Here is a 15,002-nt window from a genome sequence, read left to right as displayed (position 1 = left end):
ATCAATTTTGTAAAGTATAAAACTCTTCTACATAGCCATCCCGCACCCAACATTTAGAACGGTGTAAAAGCTCAAATCCGCCGGACTCCTCGGTAAAACGCATTACTGTGCGAGGATGAAAGCACTCGTGATTAATACTAAGAAATCCTTTAGCTACCATTTTCTTTATCTGTGTTAAATATTCCTTAATAAGGTTGTCTGAAATTTCAGGTAGGCTGTCCTGATTCAGAGCATAGGAAAATCTGTTATCATCCTGTTTTTGACATTCCCAATAAGGCAGCAGCTTCACAGCATTTTCCTTTGCTTCCTCGCCATAGAGCACGACATTATTTTCGCCAATGGCATGAATAAGATAATGCCCGGCAAGCAGACAGGTAATAGGTAAATCGAAAATTGTATAATCTTTCACGCCCAGGCGAAGTGAATACATAGCGGTTATGCCGAGGCCGCCACCAAATTCACAAACCGCTTCCTGCTTTTTATTGAGCGCATGTAGCCGGAGCGCACTATACAGGGCGTTAATATGGCGATAGTGCAAAACACTCTTGCCTGCTTTAATGCCGTCTGTGTGAATTATGCCCATCGGGGGATGAATATCTATGCCGATTTTATGAGCTATCCTGTTCAGCACGTCGGTGCTATCCGAGAGCATGTTGTCTCCCCATGGACCTGATTCCGGGCTTTCGTAGCGTAAAACGCCCAGGCTCTCCGCCAGGCTGACAAGTTTATCATGGTAGGTTAAGGCGATACTTTCGGGACGTAAATCCTTATTGAAACCGTCAATACAGGTTGTTATACCGCCAAACCAGACATAAGAAGTCCCAAAATTAGCTAAAAAATCGGCCAGTTTTACCGCGTCACGGCTGTCTATAGCGTTAAGCAACTCCGGCAGTTCATTACGTAATAAACCCGTCCATAAGTCTTCACCTTCCCGGCGAAGCGGAGAGGCCGCTTCATCGGCTAAAGCCTTATGATAGGCTTTGATTAAACGTTCTGCGACCTCCACCCGGTTTGCGATGTGGCGAGCAGGCTCGCTGGCTAGCGTCAGCGATCCGCTAAGGGATTTTATTGGATGAGATAATAGTCTTTCTGTCAGAAAATCATCACTACAGTTAAACAGGGCTGGACTTCTTGACTGAGAAATTAAAGAGGTTTTTTTTTCAATTTCATGCGTTAACCGAATATTTTCATTTCTGATATTATTGGTTGTTTCAACATAATGTCTAACCGAGGGGATGTTTAAGAGCAATTTTTTGATTTTTTGACTGGCCATTCCGTTTCTCATTATCTTAACGTCAGGGTTCTTAATAGCGCATTCTAAGTTAATTTTTTAGCAAACACCATTTGTCATAAATCGTTAGCCGCTGATTAGTCATTTAAATCAGTACTTCACCAGGCAGACAGGTAGCATCGGGCTGTTTCGCTCTGCATTTTCTTCGAACAGATGTTGCGCGAGCGTTTTCACGGTGGTAGGACCTGGGTATTGAAGCAAGGCCGCATGGTTTAATTTTGGGGGGTGATTTTTACTCGCAGAAATAAAACGATAGACATCAGCCTGTGAATTCTTATTTAAGAATGTTTGCCGGGCTGAAATCACAAACACGCAGATAATCCGCCACGTCCAGCACCATCGATTTTTCCAGCAGGCCGGCATTAAACGCGATTTCGCTGTTGCGCTCACACAGTGTGGGATCAACTAATACTTTCAGCTCATCGTGAAAGCTGAAGGGCGGTATCGCACCAAATACACAGTCGGTCAGCCGATCCACTTCCGCCGGGCTGGCCAGCGAGGCGCGCAGGCCGTCTACCGCTCTGGCCACCTTACTCAAATCAGCCTGTTGGTCGGCAGGCAATACCGCCAGGACGTACTGTTTAACGCCGTTGCCTTTGACATGGCAAACCAGCGCTTTGGCGCCCTGTCCGACAGCGGTGCCGCGGATCGCCGCCACTTCTTCACATTTACCCGTCGCTGCATGTTCCATCACTTTATAGCGTGCCTGATGGCTGTCGAGCAGCGCGGTTAGCTTGTCGAATGTGCTCATGCTTTCTCCTTGAGTAAGAGGCAGTTTGAGGGGGAGTTGAAGAATGCCTCGGACATCTTCAGCGTCAACTAAGGCCTTCAGGATGTTGATAAGCTCAAGGCATGTGCCGCATGTCAGCACAATGTTGATATCCTGAAGGCCGATCCCAGCCTGTTGCCTGGTCTTCTAATTCTGGCTTTCTCCTACCGGAGCCTTATTTTTACACCACTTTCGCAGGCAAACCTATTTATGCCGCTCGCGCAGATTATTAATAATCGCGCTCAGGTTCAAATCCTGATCCTGAAGCAGCACCAGCAGGTGATAAATCAGATCGGAAGCCTCGTTGGTCAGCTCGAAACGGTCATTAACGGTCGCTGCCAGCGCGGTTTCCACGCCTTCTTCACCCACTTTCTGCGCAATGCGCTTGGTGCCGCTGGCGTACAGGCTGGCGGTATAAGAACTTTTCGGATCGGCATGCTTGCGTTCGGCCAGCAGCTGCTCAAGCTGGTAAAGGAAAGTCCAGTCGGGCGCGGCCGGGGAGAAGCAGCTGGATGTGCCAAGATGACAGGTCGGGCCAACAGGATTGACCAGCACCAGCAGCGTATCGTTATCACAATCCGGCGTGATGCTCACCACGTTGAGGAAATGGCCCGAGGATTCGCCCTTGGTCCATAAGCGCTGTTTCGTACGCGACCAGAACGTTACCTTGCCGCTTTCCAGCGTGTTAGCCAGCGCCTGCTCGTTCATATAACCGTGCATCAATACTTCGCCGGAAACGGCGTGCTGCACAATGGCCGGCATCATGCCGTCGGTTTTGACCCAATCCAGCTGGGCCAGCTGTTGTTCTGTTAACACGTGCGAATCTCCACGCCTTTAGTCGCCAGGAACTTTTTCAGTTCACCAATATTGATAATCTGCTTATGGAAGACGCTGGCTGCCAGCGCACCGTCAACGTCCGCATCGCGGAAGGCTTCATGGAAATGTTCCATGGTGCCTGCGCCGCCGGACGCGATCAGCGGGACTTTACAGACTTCGCGTACTTTCTGTAGCTGGATGAGATCGTAGCCGTTACGCACGCCATCCTGATTCATCATGTTCAACACGATTTCGCCCGCGCCGCGCTTTTGCACTTCCTGTACCCAGTCGAGGGTTTCCCAGGTGGTGACTTTTGTGCGACTTTCGTCGCCGGTATATTGATTAACATGGTATTTACCGCTTTCGCTGTCGTACCAGGTATCAATGCCCACCACAATGCACTGTACGCCAAAACGGTCGGCGAGACGGGTGATCAGCTCGGGATCGGCCAGCGCCGGGGAGTTGATGGAAATTTTATCGGCGCCAAACGAGAGGATCTGCGCGGCATCTTCCGCAGACTTGATGCCGCCCGCCACGCAGAAAGGAATATCAATCACTTCAGCGACGCGCGAAACCCAGCTTTTGTCGACCACGCGGCCAGCCGATGAGGCGGTGATATCATAAAAAACCAGCTCGTCCGCGCCTTCCTCAGCATAGCGCTGTGCCAGCGGCACGATATCGCCGATAATTTCATGGTTGCGGAACTGCACGCCTTTTACCACCTGACCGTCACGTACGTCCAGGCAGGGGATTATCCGTTTTGCCAGCATTCGATAGCCTCCGAGACGGTGAATTTACCTTCAAGTAATGCACGACCCACAATGACGCCCTGTGCGCCACTGCCGCGTAGCGCATTGATATCGGCCAGCGAGCCAATGCCGCCGGAAGACTGAAAGGCGATCTGCGGAAAACGTGCCGAGATCTCACGATATAACTCAACGTTCGAGCCTTGCAGCGTACCGTCACGAGAGATATCAGTGCAAAGCACATGTTTAAGGCCCGAAGGCTGAAACTGCGCAATAACCTCTTCAAGCGTCACGCCTGCCGCTTCCTGCCAGCCGCTGATCGCCACTTCTTTACGGTAAGCATCGATACGTACGTCCAGCGCCAGCACAATGGCATCGGCACCGTACTCTTTAAACCAGTTCTGCACTTCTTCCGGCTGTTTTACCGCAGTCGAACCCACGACCACGCGGCTTGCACCGGCATCAAGCAGCGCTTCCACGTCGGCTTTGCTGCGGATCCCGCCGCCGACCTGTACCGGCACGCGTACGCCTGCCAGCAGTTTTTTCAGCAAGGGAATTTGGCGAGCAGCAGGATCTTTCGCGCCGGTTAAATCCACCAGGTGCAGCACGTTAGCGCCCTGAGCTTCGTACTCCTGTAGCCTCGGCAAAGGATCGCTGCCGTAGTCGCGCTGCTGACCGTAATCGCCCTGATGCAGGCGCACCACGTTGCCATCAATCAAATCTAATGCGGGGATAATCACCGTTACATCTCCAGGAAATTTTTCAGCAGCTGCGCGCCAGCCGCACCCGAGCGTTCAGGGTGGAACTGTACGCCGAAGAAATTATCTTTCTGCACCGCCGCGGTAAACGGCTCGCCGTAGTTGCATTGCGCAATGGTGTGTTCATTAACCGGCATCGCATAGCTGTGGACGAAATAGAAATAAGCGCCGTCCGGAATGCCACGAAACAGGTGATTGCCCGCTTGCGGCGTAATCTGATTCCAGCCCATATGCGGCAGTGGCAGCCCGTGGTCCGTCATTTTTTGCACGGGTTCATTAATGATGCCCAGGGTTTGTACGCCGTTGCTTTCATCACTTTGTGAACCGAGCAGCTGCATGCCGAGACAGATGCCCAGCACCGGTTGGGTACAGGCTTTGATCAGCTCGATCAGATCGCGTTCCCGCAGCTGATCCATTGCCGCCTGAGCCGTGCCCACGCCGGGCAGCAGCAGCTTATCGGCCTGCAATACCACGTCGGCTTCGCGGCTGACAACCGGGTCATAACCCAGCCGCTGGATCGCCCACTTTACCGAAGAGAGGTTGGCACAGCCGGTATCCAGAATGACGACATCCATTACAGCACTCCTTTCGAGCTGGGCAGCGTGTTGCCTTCAACGCGGATCGCCTGACGCAGCGTGCGGCCGAAGGCTTTAAACAGGCTTTCCACACGGTGATGGTCGTTTTTGCCTTTGGTTTTCAGGTGTAGCGTGCTGGCCATGGTGTAAGAGAGCGAGCGGAAGAAGTGTTCAACCATCTCGGTACTCAAATCGCCGACGCGCTGGTAATTAAACTCGGCTTTATATTCAAGGTGCGGGCGGCCGGAGATATCCAGCGCACAGCGCGCCAGACATTCGTCCATCGGCAGCACAAAGCCGAAGCGGCCAATGCCGCGCTTATCGCCCAGCGCCTTCAGCAGCGCCTCGCCCAGCGCCAGACCGGTATCTTCAACCGTGTGGTGATCGTCAATATAGAGATCGCCTTTCACTTCAATGTTCATGCGGAAGCCGCCGTGCGTGGCAATCTGATCCAGCATGTGATCGAAGAAACCGACACCGGTATTGAACTGGCTGTTGCCTTCGCGATCCAGCCAGACTTCCACCTTAATCTGCGTCTCTTTGGTATTACGATTCACCAGCGCATGGCGATCGCGTTTGGTCAGCTGCTGCTCAATGGCCTGCCAGTTAAGACCATTCTGCGAATAGTGCAGGCCCTGGATGCCCATGTTGCTGGCCAGTTGCAGGTCGGTGGTACGATCGCCAATCACATAGCTGTTTGCCGTATCCAGAACGCCTTCGGCCAGCCACGCCGTTACCAGTTTGGTTTTCGGTTTGCGGCAGTCGCAGTTATCTTCCGGTTTGTGCGGACAGATCAGGACGTCGTCAAAGCGGATACCCTGCGATTCAAGCACCTGCATCATCAGGTTATGCGGGCCGTCGAAATCAGCCTGCGGGAAGCTGCTGGTGCCCAGGCCGTCCTGGTTGGTGATCATTACCAGCTTGTAACCGGCTGATTGCAGCGCCAGCAGTGCAGGGATAACCTGTGGCTCAAAGGCCAGCTTATCCATGCGGTCCACCTGGAAATCCTCCGGCGGCTCGGAAATAATCGTACCGTCACGATCGATAAAAAGGACTTTCTGGCTCATGCTTGCTCCCTGGAGTCGGACGCGCCGGGTAATGTTTTTAGCGCTTCAATCGTGCGGTCGCACTCTTCACGGGTGCCGACAGTGATGCGCAGGCATCCCGACAAACCCGGTTGTTTATTCTGATCGCGTAAGATAATGCCTTGATCCCATAGCGTTTTAAATACCGCGCTTGAGGCGGTAAAACGCGCCAGCACGTAGTTAGTCTCGCTGGTGAACACCTTTTCCACGCAGTCGCACTCGCGCAGATCGGCTATCAGCTTTTCACGATTAGCTAAAACTTCCTTCACATGCTGTTTCATGATCGCCACGCCTTGTTCGCTCAACGCCTGGGCGGCAATATCGGCCACCGGCGTGGAGAGCGGATAGGGCGCAATCACCTTCATCAACAGCGCAATCACTTCAGCATTGGCCAGCGTAAAGCCGCAGCGCAGGCCGGCCAGCGCAAAAGCTTTAGAGAGCGTACGCAGGATCACCAGGTGCGGATACTCCTGTAGCCAGCCGGTAAGGGTTGCCGCCGGGCAAAACTCGATATATGCCTCATCGGCAACCACCAGCGCTTTGCCGCGGGTCATTTCCAGCAGCTGACGAATATCTTCCGGCTTAATCAGGTTGCCGGTTGGATTATTCGGGCTACATACGTAAACCAGCTTCACGCCATCCAGCCGTTCAGCGATGGCGGGCAGATTCAGCTGCCACTCTTCCTGCGCATCAACGGTGCGGTATTCCACGCCAATCGTCTCTGCGCTGACGCTGTACATGCCGTAAGTGGGCGGGCAGAACAGCACGGCGTCTTTACCCGGCTCGCAAAATGCCCGGATCAGCAGTTCGATACCTTCATCCGCGCCACGGCTGACCAGGACCTGATCGGGTTGCAGACCGGCGTAGGCCGCATAGCGCTCAATGACCTGTTTCGGCTGGCATTCCGGGTAACGGTTCAGCGTATTCTGGCTAAGTTCAAAAGGCACGGCCAGCGGATATTCGTTGGCGTTCAGCCAGACGTCGCCATTGCCGCCAAGACGGCGGGCAGACTGATAAGGCGTCAGTTTGCGGACGTTGGCCCGCGCCAGCTCTTCTATACTGCTGCTCATTGCTTCTCCTTGAGCGCGGCAACGCGCAGGGTAACGGCGTTTTTGTGGGCGATCAGTTGTTCAGCCGCGGCCAAAATTTCAATGGTCGGTGCTAAATTACTGAAGCCTTGTTGAGTCAGTTCCTGAACCGTCATCCGCTTCTGGAAATCCGCCAGGCCGAGGCTGGAGCAGGTTGAGGTAAAGCCATAAGTCGGCAGCACGTGGTTGGTACCTGACGCATAATCTCCGGCCGATTCTGGCGACCAGTCGCCGAGGAACACTGAACCGGCGCTGGTGATGCTCTCAACCAGATCGCGAGCCTGGCGTGTCTGGATAATCAGGTGCTCAGGCCCGTAACGGTTGCTGATTTCAATACACTGCGCCAAATCTTTTGTCACAATCAGGCGGCTGCTTTCCAGTGCTTTACGGGCGGTTTCGGCGCGCGGCAGGTCGGCAAGCTGTTCTTCCACCGCCTGCGACACGGCGTTGGCCATGTCCAGCGACGGCGTCAGTAAAATAACCTGCGAATCCGGCCCGTGTTCGGCCTGCGACAGCAGGTCAGAGGCGACAAAAGCCGGCGTGGCGCCGGCATCGGCAATCACCAGCACTTCTGAAGGGCCGGCAGGCATATCAATGGCGGCGCCATCCAGCCGCTGGCTCACCTGACGCTTGGCTTCGGTGACGTAAGCATTGCCTGGCCCAAAAATCTTATCGACTTTAGGCACGGATTCCGTTCCCAGCGCCATTGCGGCAATCGCCTGCGCGCCGCCAACCTGAAAGACTTCCTGCACGCCGCACAGCTTCGCGGCATAGAGAATTTCATCGGCAATTGGCGGCGGCGAGCAGAGCACCACGCGTTTGCAGCCTGCGATACGGGCAGGCGTTGCCAGCATCAGCACCGTAGAGAACAGCGGTGCCGTGCCGCCAGGAATATAGAGACCGACGGAAGCGACAGGGCGGGTAACCTGCTGACAGCGCACGCCCGGCTGGGTTTCGATATCCACAGCAGGCAGCGTCTGGGCCACGTGGAACGTTTCGATATTGCCTACGGCGACGGCCATCGCCTGTTTAATTTCTTCGCCAAGACGCGCTGAAGCGGCTTCGATTTGCTCAGCGGTCACGCGCAGCGCGCCGACCTGAGTCTTATCAAACGTCGCGCTGTAAAAGCGCAGCGCCTCGTCGCCTTCCGCTTTTACCTTATCGAGGATCTGGCGAACGCTAAGCGTAATCGTGTCTGACGCTGAAATGGCCGGACGCGTTAGCAGCGCCTGCTGCTGCTCCGTGCTGCAATCCTGCCAGTTAACAGGGGTAGCGAAGTTAGCCATCGGTTACTCCATCATCTTCTCAATTGGCAACACCAGAATGGAGCTGGCACCCAGCGCCTTCAGTTTTTCCATGGTTTCCCAGAACAGCGTTTCGCTGCTCACCATGTGCATAGCCACACGGCTCTTATCGCCTGCCAGCGGCAGAACGGTAGGGCGCTCGGCACCCGGCAGCAGAGAGATAATGTCTTCCAGGCGCTCGCTCGGTGCGTGCAGCATGATGTATTTGGATTCACGCGCCTGAATCACGCCCTGGATGCGGGTCATCAGCTTGTCGATCAGTTCCTGTTTCGCGCCCGGCATTTCGCCATCGCGCTGGATCAGGCAGGCTTTTGAACGGTAAATCACTTCCACTTCACGCAGGCCGTTGGCTTCCAGCGTGGCCCCGGTGGAAACCAGGTCACAGATGGCATCGGCCAGGCCTGCGCGAGGTGCGACTTCCACGGAACCGTTCAGCAGGCAAGATTTAAAGCTAACGCCCTGTTTGTCGAGATACTTTTTCAGCAGGTGAGGATAAGAGGTGGCAATACGGGAGTTTTGTAAACACTGCGGGCCGGTATATTCATCGTCCACCGACATCGCCAGAGAGAGGCGACAGCCACCGAAATCGAGGCGACGCAGCGTTAAATAGCGGGGATCTTCGCCCTGAGCGCGACGCGTCAGCAGCTCTTCTTCCAGCACGTTCTCACCGATAATGCCCAAATCGACAACGCCATCCATGACCAGGCCAGGAATATCGTCATCACGCACGCGCAGGATATCAATCGGCATATTCTCAGCGAAGGCAATCAGGCGCTGCTGTTGCAGGTTGATTTTTATGCCGCAGCGGGCCAGCAGTTCGCGTGATTCATCGCTTAAACGGCCGGATTTCTGCATAGCTATGCGTAAACGCGTATTATCTAACATCGGTACTTATCCTCTTTTCCTGTCTGCTTCGATTTAACGGGCTACAGCTCATCCATTATCAGGGCCGGACTGAAATCCAAAAAAAAGCCCCCGGAAGGCGATCTTCCGGGGGCTTTTCTTGCGTTCTGCACCACTGGAAGATCCTGAATGTCTTCCAGCACACATCGCCTGAAAGACTAGTCAGGGTGATGGTGATGATGGTGGTTAAACTGAACGCGTGTCATATAATTCTCTTTGATGAATGGATATTCATTTCGTGACAAATAACCTAACCCAGGACAAACGCCGGGCGCAACCCTTTTTTGTCAACGTTGAAAAATTCTCTCATTAAGTGCTGATTGTCACCGAAAACCGGCTGGCGTAATTTACGGGTATTGAGACGGATGATTACAGGAGTCGAAGGATGAACAGAGTGGCAATAGTGGGTTTGGGCTGGCTGGGCATGCCGTTAGGGCTGTCGCTAGCTGCGAAAGGATGGCAGGTGACCGGAAGCAAAACCACGCAGGATGGTGTGGACGCTGCGCGCATGTGCGGGCTGGAAAGCTACTGCCTGACGCTGACGCCGGACATGGTATGCGACGCGGACGATCTCAGTGAACTGCTCGACGTGGATGCGCTGGTGATTACGTTACCTGCCAGCCGTACCGCAGAAGGGGGCGAAAATTATTTGCAGGCGGTGCAGCAAATCGTCGACAGCGCGCTGGCTGCTAACATCTCCCGCATTATTTTTACCAGTTCCACCTCTGTTTACGGCGGCGGAGCGGGGAAAATGACCGAAAGCAGCCCGCTTGAGCCGGTCACCATTGCAGGCAAGACGCTGGTGGAGCTGGAGAACTGGCTGCATCAGTTGCCCAATACGTCGGTTGATATTCTGCGACTTTCAGGGCTGGTGGGGCCAGAACGTCATCCGGGCCGTTTTCTGGCAGGAAAAACTGACCTGGCAGATGGCGGGCACGGCGTAAATCTGGTGCATCTGGAAGATGTGATTGCAGCTATAACGCTGCTGTTGCAACAGCCCGAAGGCGGGCATGTTTATAACCTGAGCGCGTCTGAGCATCCGTCCCGTAAGGTGTTTTATCCGGCAGTGGCCCGACAGCTGGGTCTTACGCCGCCCACTTTCCGGGCGGAAGAGAGCGCTTCAGGCGGCAAAATTATCGACGGCAGTAAAATCTGCGATGAGCTGGGGTTTACCTATCGCTATCCGAACCCTGCGAAGATGCCGCTGCAATAAAAGTGAGCTAAACCCCCAACCGATCCCTCAGCGCATACCAGGCCGCGCCGATAGCGGTTAAAGGCACACCAAGGCGTCGGCCGCCGGGGAAGGGCAGATGCGGCAGTTTGGCGAAAGCATCATAGCGTGCCGGATTGCCCTTCAGCGCTTCCAGAATCAGTTTGCCGGCCAGATGGGTAAAGGTGACGCCATGCCCGCTGTCGCCCTGCATGTAGTAAACCCCGTTTTCCAGCCGGCCAATTTGCGGCATTCGGGACAGCGTCAGCAGGAAATTGCCGCTCCAGGCGTAGTCAAATTTCACGCCCGCCAGCTGTGGGAAGGTTTTGAGCAGCTTCGGCCGGATCAGCTCTTTGATATCGCCCGGTTCGCGTGCGCCATAAATGACCCCGCCGCCATACAGCAGGCGGTTATCAGCAGTAAGCCGGTAATAATCCAGCAGGTAATTACAATCTTCCACGCAGCGATTGTTCGGCAACAGCGCAAGGGCTTTATCTGCTGAAAGCGGCTCGGTGGTAATAATCTGCGAGCCACAGGGAATGCTTTTTCGTGACAGCCTCGGTTCCAGATGGGGGGCTAAATAGGCATTACCGGCAAAAATCAGATATTTTGCCGAGACGTTGCCTGTGGCCGTCGTCACCTGATGAGGCGAACCGTACTGCACGGAAGTCACTTCGGATTTTTCATAAATGCGTCCGCCGTGCCGGCGAATCGCTTCTGCCTCCCCAAGCGCCAGATTCAACGGATGCAAATGGCCGCCGCTATGATCCAGCAGGCCGCCAACATACCGTTCGCTGGCGATTTCCCGCATCATGCCCGACCGATCCAGCATCTCTAACTGATGGTTACCATATTGCTGCCAGCGCTTACGCTGCGCCTGAAGGTGGTGCAGCTGACGGCCGTTCAGCGCAGCGAAAATGCCGCCGGGCCGATAATCGCAGGCGATAGCATAGCGATCGATACGGTCGCGGATCACCGCTGCACCTTCAAACATCATGCTACCTAACAGCTGCGCGCTCTCTTTGCCGTAGCGCTGCTCAATAACATCCACATCACGGCTGTAAGAGTTGACGACCTGACCGCCGTTACGGCCGCTGGCGCCAAAACCGACCCTGGCCGCTTCAAGCACCACCACGTCAAAGCCCGCTTCGGTCAGGTAAAGCGCCGATGAGAGGCCGGTGAAGCCGCCGCCGATAATGCAAACATCACACTGAATACTGTCATTAAGCTGTGGCCAGGGAGCGTGAGGATTAACCGAGGCGGCATAATAACTCTGCACATGTTCCATAACTCCCTCCTGAAACGCCATTAAAAGGTGGCCGGGGTATGCGCGCTGACAATACGGCACTGCTGCGCGGAAGAATTGGTAAAGCTGTGAGGATGGCCGGTGTTAATGACATAGCTCTGCCCGGCATGCAGATGATAACTTTGTCCACTGATGGTCAGGGTTATTTCCCCCTCCAGCAGCGTGCCGGATTCTTCTCCCTGATGGCGGATTTTTTCGCCGGTCGTCGTACCGGGCTGATACGTTTCCAGCAGCATCGCAAGGGTTCGCTGTGGACTGCCGTTGTGAATCAAACGCAGCGAGACGCCCTGACTGCCAATCTCGATCAGCTCATCAGGTTCAAGCACCACTTTGGGTTCAGCTACGGTTACCGGCTCCGAGAAAAACTCGGAAAGAGAGAGACCGTAAACCTTCAGTAATTTTTGTAACGTACTGACTGCCGGACTGACTTTGTCCTGTTCGATGGTGCTGATTGCACTGTGCGTCAGGCCGGAAAGCTCCGCGACGCGTCGTTGTGACATGCCCATTTGATGGCGGATTTCTGATAAACGGCGGCCGGGTGCACTTTCGTTCATCGCCGTATCTCCTGGTGATGCTGAAGACAGGCATAAACAAAACCCGCAAATATCTGACGGGAGGAAAGGGATGCTTCACTTTGCCATTCCGGGTGCCATTGCACGGCCAGCGCAAAAGGATGCTGTTTCAGGCTGACGGCTTCAATCAGGCCATCGGACGCGCGCGCCTCAATACGCAGTACAGAGCCCAGGGAGCGGATCCCTTGCTGGTGCAGCGAGTTAACGCGGAATTTTGTTGCGCCGTCAACCAGCTCAGAAAGCAGGCCGCCTGGCTCGACAATCGCCTCATGAGCCGGCGCATACTGTTCCGCCAGCGATAAATGTTTATCCTCACGATGGTCCTGAAAACCGGCAACGCTTTGTACCTGACGATGCAGCGTTCCGCCTGTGGCGACCACCAGTTCCTGCAAGCCCCGACAAATAGCCAGCAGCGGCAGTCTTCGGGTGATGGCTTTTTGAATAAGCGTAAAAGCCAGCCTGTCGCGTCCCGCATCGGCATCCGTTTCCGTCCCCGTCTCGCCATAGTGATGAGGTTCAATATTGCTGGTGCTGCCGGTAAGTAAAATGCCGGCCAGAGGAGCCATAGCACTTTCTAATAGATCGTCTGAGCTTATCAGATGATGAGGTAAAGCCAGAGGAACGCCGCCTGCGGCCAGCACCGCATCAAGGTATTTATTCTGTACTGTCTGCGTGGGATGGCCGCCGAAATCTTTCTGACACATTACTACGCCAATCAATGGCTTGTTAAATATATTGCCCATTCCGTTCTTCCCCGACCTGTTCAGTATATCAACCGAAAAAGACGCCAGCGGCGCGTTTTTGCCCAGCAAAATTCAATCTAGCAACCCGCTGATGGTTATTCAAACGGATTTTTGCTGTAAAAATAAACATCACGTAACATTTGCAGGGGGATAATGTTGGCGCTATGTTAGAAATGTGGCTGTTATTTCGAACAACGTTTACTGAACTGAACGAAGGCGGGTGGCACTATGACCAATATCGTCGAAGTAGAAGACTTCACGAGGCACAGTGAAGAGCAGCGAACCAGCGCGTTCCAGCATGAAGTGCAGGCTTATCTGGAACGCCATCCTCAAACGCAATTTGTTGATATTCTCCTTAATGATTTAAACGGTGTTTTTCGCGGCAAGCGCATTCCCGTCACCAGTCTGGCCCGACTGGAAAAGGGCTGTTATTTCCCTGCTTCGGTGTTCGCCATGGATATCCTGGGTAACACGGTAGAGGAAGCGGGTTTAGGTCAGGCGCTGGGCGAGCCTGATAATATATGCGTCCCGGTTGAGGGCACGCTGATCCCTTCTGCCGCCGATCCCCAGCATCTGGCGCAGGTGTTACTTACCATGCGCAATCAAGATGGTACTCCCTTTGACGTTGAACCCCGGAACGTACTGAATCACCTCTGGCAGCAGTTACGCAATCGAGGGCTTTTTCCGGTGGTAGCGGTAGAGTTGGAGTTCTATCTGGTCGATAAAAAACGAGACGCGGAGGGCTATATTCAGCCCCCATGCACGCCAGGCAGTGACGAGCGCAATATGCAGAGTCAGGTTTATTCAGTGGATAACCTCGACTGCTTTGCTGAAGTGCTCAGCGATATTGAAGAACTGGCGCGAAAGCAGGGCATTCCCACCGACGGTGCGCTGGCCGAAGCGTCGCCAGGACAGTTTGAAATCAACCTGCATCATACCCGCAATATCCTCAGCGCCTGTGACCACGCCATTCAACTCAAACGTCTTATCCGCCAGGTTGCCGAAACTCACGGCATGAACGCCACCTTTATGGCAAAACCTTATGAGGAATATGCCGGAAGCGGTATGCATGTGCATGTCAGCATGCTCGACGCCGCCGATCGCAACGCTTTTATCAGCGATGACGGCAGCGATTCGCCTTTATTGAAACGGGTACTGGCGGGCATGATCGATCTGATGCCCGCGTCTATGGCGCTATTGGCACCGAATGTGAATGCGTATCGCCGTTTTCTGCCGGAGGCGTTTGTACCGTTGCAGGCTTCGTGGGGGCATAACAACCGCACCGTTGCGCTGCGTATTCCCTGTGGTGAAGCGGAAAACCATCGGGTGGAATACCGTGTTGCGGGAGCCGACGCTAATCCGTATCTGGTGGTAGCAGCCGTCGTTGCGGGAATGCTGCATGGCATTGATGCTGCTTTACCTCTTCCTCCGGCAGTGCAGGGCAACGGGCATCAGGCCGAAGGAAATCCTTTGCCGATCCGCCAGAGCGATGCGCTGTATGAATTTGCTCACAGTCCTGCGCTGCAAAAAATGCTGGGTGAACGCTTTGGCTTTGTCTGGCACCGCTGTAAACACCATGAAATGATGCATTTCGAGCGGTTGATTACCGCCACGGAAATTGACTGGATGCTGAAAAACGCCTGAAAAAATCAGGTGACTGGCTACTGTAATGGGCTGGATCTGCCGCTGTGACGGGTTAAGTCTGGAATTTTAGGGTATCAGATTCGGCGCTGAAGCAGGCAAAACGGCCTTATTCAGTCCCATTCAGTAAAGAAATTGTTGCTGAAGGACTTAACTACTTGTCACAAGGCCATCAGCCAGGGCAAAATACGTCCC

16 protein-coding genes and 1 other annotated feature are annotated in these 15,002 nt (G+C 54.3%); of the genes, 2 read left to right on the top strand and 14 right to left on the bottom strand.

Going from position 1 to position 15,002, the window contains the following annotated elements:
- Position 1 precedes the first annotated feature (1 nt).
- The 11 genes from AAGQ96_RS13960 to hisL all read right to left on the bottom strand — a co-directional run bounded on the left by AAGQ96_RS13960 (position 2) and on the right by hisL (position 9,541).
- Positions 2 to 1,273, bottom strand: coding sequence for a putative sugar O-methyltransferase (locus AAGQ96_RS13960; protein WP_342753864.1), 1,272 nt, complete (start codon positions 1,271 to 1,273; stop codon positions 2 to 4).
- Positions 1,274 to 1,565: 292 nt separating this feature from the next.
- Positions 1,566 to 2,042 (bottom strand): YbaK/prolyl-tRNA synthetase associated domain-containing protein, encoded by a 477-nt coding sequence (locus AAGQ96_RS13955; RefSeq protein WP_147198797.1) that lies wholly within the window; start codon positions 2,040 to 2,042, stop codon positions 1,566 to 1,568.
- 222 nt (positions 2,043 to 2,264) lie between these two features.
- Positions 2,265 to 2,876 carry a bifunctional phosphoribosyl-AMP cyclohydrolase/phosphoribosyl-ATP diphosphatase HisIE gene (gene hisIE / locus AAGQ96_RS13950; RefSeq protein WP_147198796.1) on the bottom strand — a complete coding sequence of 204 codons (612 nt, stop codon included), beginning with the start codon at positions 2,874 to 2,876 and terminating at the stop codon, positions 2,265 to 2,267.
- A complete protein-coding gene (hisF, locus tag AAGQ96_RS13945; protein WP_342753863.1) occupies positions 2,870 to 3,646 on the bottom strand; it encodes an imidazole glycerol phosphate synthase subunit HisF in 777 nt (258 codons plus the stop codon). The genes hisIE and hisF overlap by 7 nt, the downstream gene beginning before the upstream one ends.
- Positions 3,628 to 4,362 (bottom strand): 1-(5-phosphoribosyl)-5-[(5-phosphoribosylamino)methylideneamino]imidazole-4-carboxamide isomerase, encoded by a 735-nt coding sequence (hisA, locus tag AAGQ96_RS13940; RefSeq protein ID WP_342753862.1) that lies wholly within the window; start codon positions 4,360 to 4,362, stop codon positions 3,628 to 3,630. Before hisA ends, hisF begins: the two co-directional genes overlap by 19 nt.
- Positions 4,363 to 4,364: 2 nt before the next feature.
- Positions 4,365 to 4,955, bottom strand: coding sequence for an imidazole glycerol phosphate synthase subunit HisH (hisH, locus tag AAGQ96_RS13935; protein WP_147198793.1), 591 nt, complete (start codon positions 4,953 to 4,955; stop codon positions 4,365 to 4,367).
- A complete protein-coding gene (hisB, locus tag AAGQ96_RS13930) occupies positions 4,955 to 6,022 on the bottom strand; it encodes a bifunctional histidinol-phosphatase/imidazoleglycerol-phosphate dehydratase HisB (protein ID WP_147198792.1) in 1,068 nt (355 codons plus the stop codon). The genes hisH and hisB overlap by 1 nt, the downstream gene beginning before the upstream one ends.
- Positions 6,019 to 7,110 (bottom strand): histidinol-phosphate transaminase, encoded by a 1,092-nt coding sequence (hisC, locus tag AAGQ96_RS13925; protein ID WP_342753861.1) that lies wholly within the window; start codon positions 7,108 to 7,110, stop codon positions 6,019 to 6,021. Before hisC ends, hisB begins: the two co-directional genes overlap by 4 nt.
- Positions 7,107 to 8,414 carry a histidinol dehydrogenase gene (gene hisD / locus AAGQ96_RS13920; RefSeq protein ID WP_147198790.1) on the bottom strand — a complete coding sequence of 436 codons (1,308 nt, stop codon included), beginning with the start codon at positions 8,412 to 8,414 and terminating at the stop codon, positions 7,107 to 7,109. Before hisD ends, hisC begins: the two co-directional genes overlap by 4 nt.
- Positions 8,415 to 8,417: 3 nt before the next feature.
- On the bottom strand, positions 8,418 to 9,317 hold the full coding sequence (gene hisG, locus AAGQ96_RS13915) for an ATP phosphoribosyltransferase (RefSeq protein ID WP_147198789.1): 900 nt from the start codon (positions 9,315 to 9,317) through the stop codon (positions 8,418 to 8,420).
- Between the two features lie 78 nt (positions 9,318 to 9,395).
- Positions 9,396 to 9,518 (bottom strand) — a sequence feature (His leader region).
- Positions 9,494 to 9,541: a his operon leader peptide gene (hisL, locus tag AAGQ96_RS13910; RefSeq protein ID WP_100396937.1), complete on the bottom strand. Its 48-nt coding sequence runs from the start codon at positions 9,539 to 9,541 to the stop codon at positions 9,494 to 9,496. (Overlaps the previous feature by 25 nt.)
- A 179-nt stretch (positions 9,542 to 9,720) precedes the next feature.
- Between hisL and AAGQ96_RS13905 the strand changes: the two genes are divergently transcribed.
- The gene (locus AAGQ96_RS13905) at positions 9,721 to 10,548 is read left to right on the top strand and encodes an SDR family oxidoreductase (RefSeq protein ID WP_342753860.1); all 828 of its coding nucleotides are present in this window, start codon (positions 9,721 to 9,723) and stop codon (positions 10,546 to 10,548) included.
- Positions 10,549 to 10,555: 7 nt separating this feature from the next.
- On the opposite strand, the gene AAGQ96_RS13900 is transcribed toward AAGQ96_RS13905, so the two are convergent.
- From AAGQ96_RS13900 to puuD, 3 genes are read right to left on the bottom strand one after another with little or no spacing between them, the layout of a single operon-like run.
- Positions 10,556 to 11,833, bottom strand: coding sequence for an FAD-binding oxidoreductase (locus tag AAGQ96_RS13900; protein WP_342753859.1), 1,278 nt, complete (start codon positions 11,831 to 11,833; stop codon positions 10,556 to 10,558).
- A 20-nt stretch (positions 11,834 to 11,853) separates the two neighbouring features.
- Entirely contained in the window at positions 11,854 to 12,405 is a 552-nt protein-coding gene (gene puuR, locus AAGQ96_RS13895; RefSeq protein WP_147198786.1) for an HTH-type transcriptional regulator PuuR, read from the bottom strand.
- Positions 12,402 to 13,166 carry a gamma-glutamyl-gamma-aminobutyrate hydrolase gene (gene puuD / locus AAGQ96_RS13890; RefSeq protein WP_342753858.1) on the bottom strand — a complete coding sequence of 255 codons (765 nt, stop codon included), beginning with the start codon at positions 13,164 to 13,166 and terminating at the stop codon, positions 12,402 to 12,404. The genes puuR and puuD overlap by 4 nt, the downstream gene beginning before the upstream one ends.
- Positions 13,167 to 13,394: 228 nt before the next feature.
- Here puuD and AAGQ96_RS13885 point away from each other — a divergent pair, with 228 nt between their 5' ends.
- The gene (locus AAGQ96_RS13885) at positions 13,395 to 14,810 is read left to right on the top strand and encodes a glutamine synthetase family protein (protein WP_342753857.1); all 1,416 of its coding nucleotides are present in this window, start codon (positions 13,395 to 13,397) and stop codon (positions 14,808 to 14,810) included.
- Positions 14,811 to 15,002: the final 192 nt, after the last annotated feature.

It is taken from the genome of Pantoea sp. MBD-2R (assembly GCF_039134845.1).
GTDB lineage: Bacteria > Pseudomonadota > Gammaproteobacteria > Enterobacterales > Enterobacteriaceae > Erwinia.
This window is presented reverse-complemented; position numbering and strand designations above follow the sequence as displayed.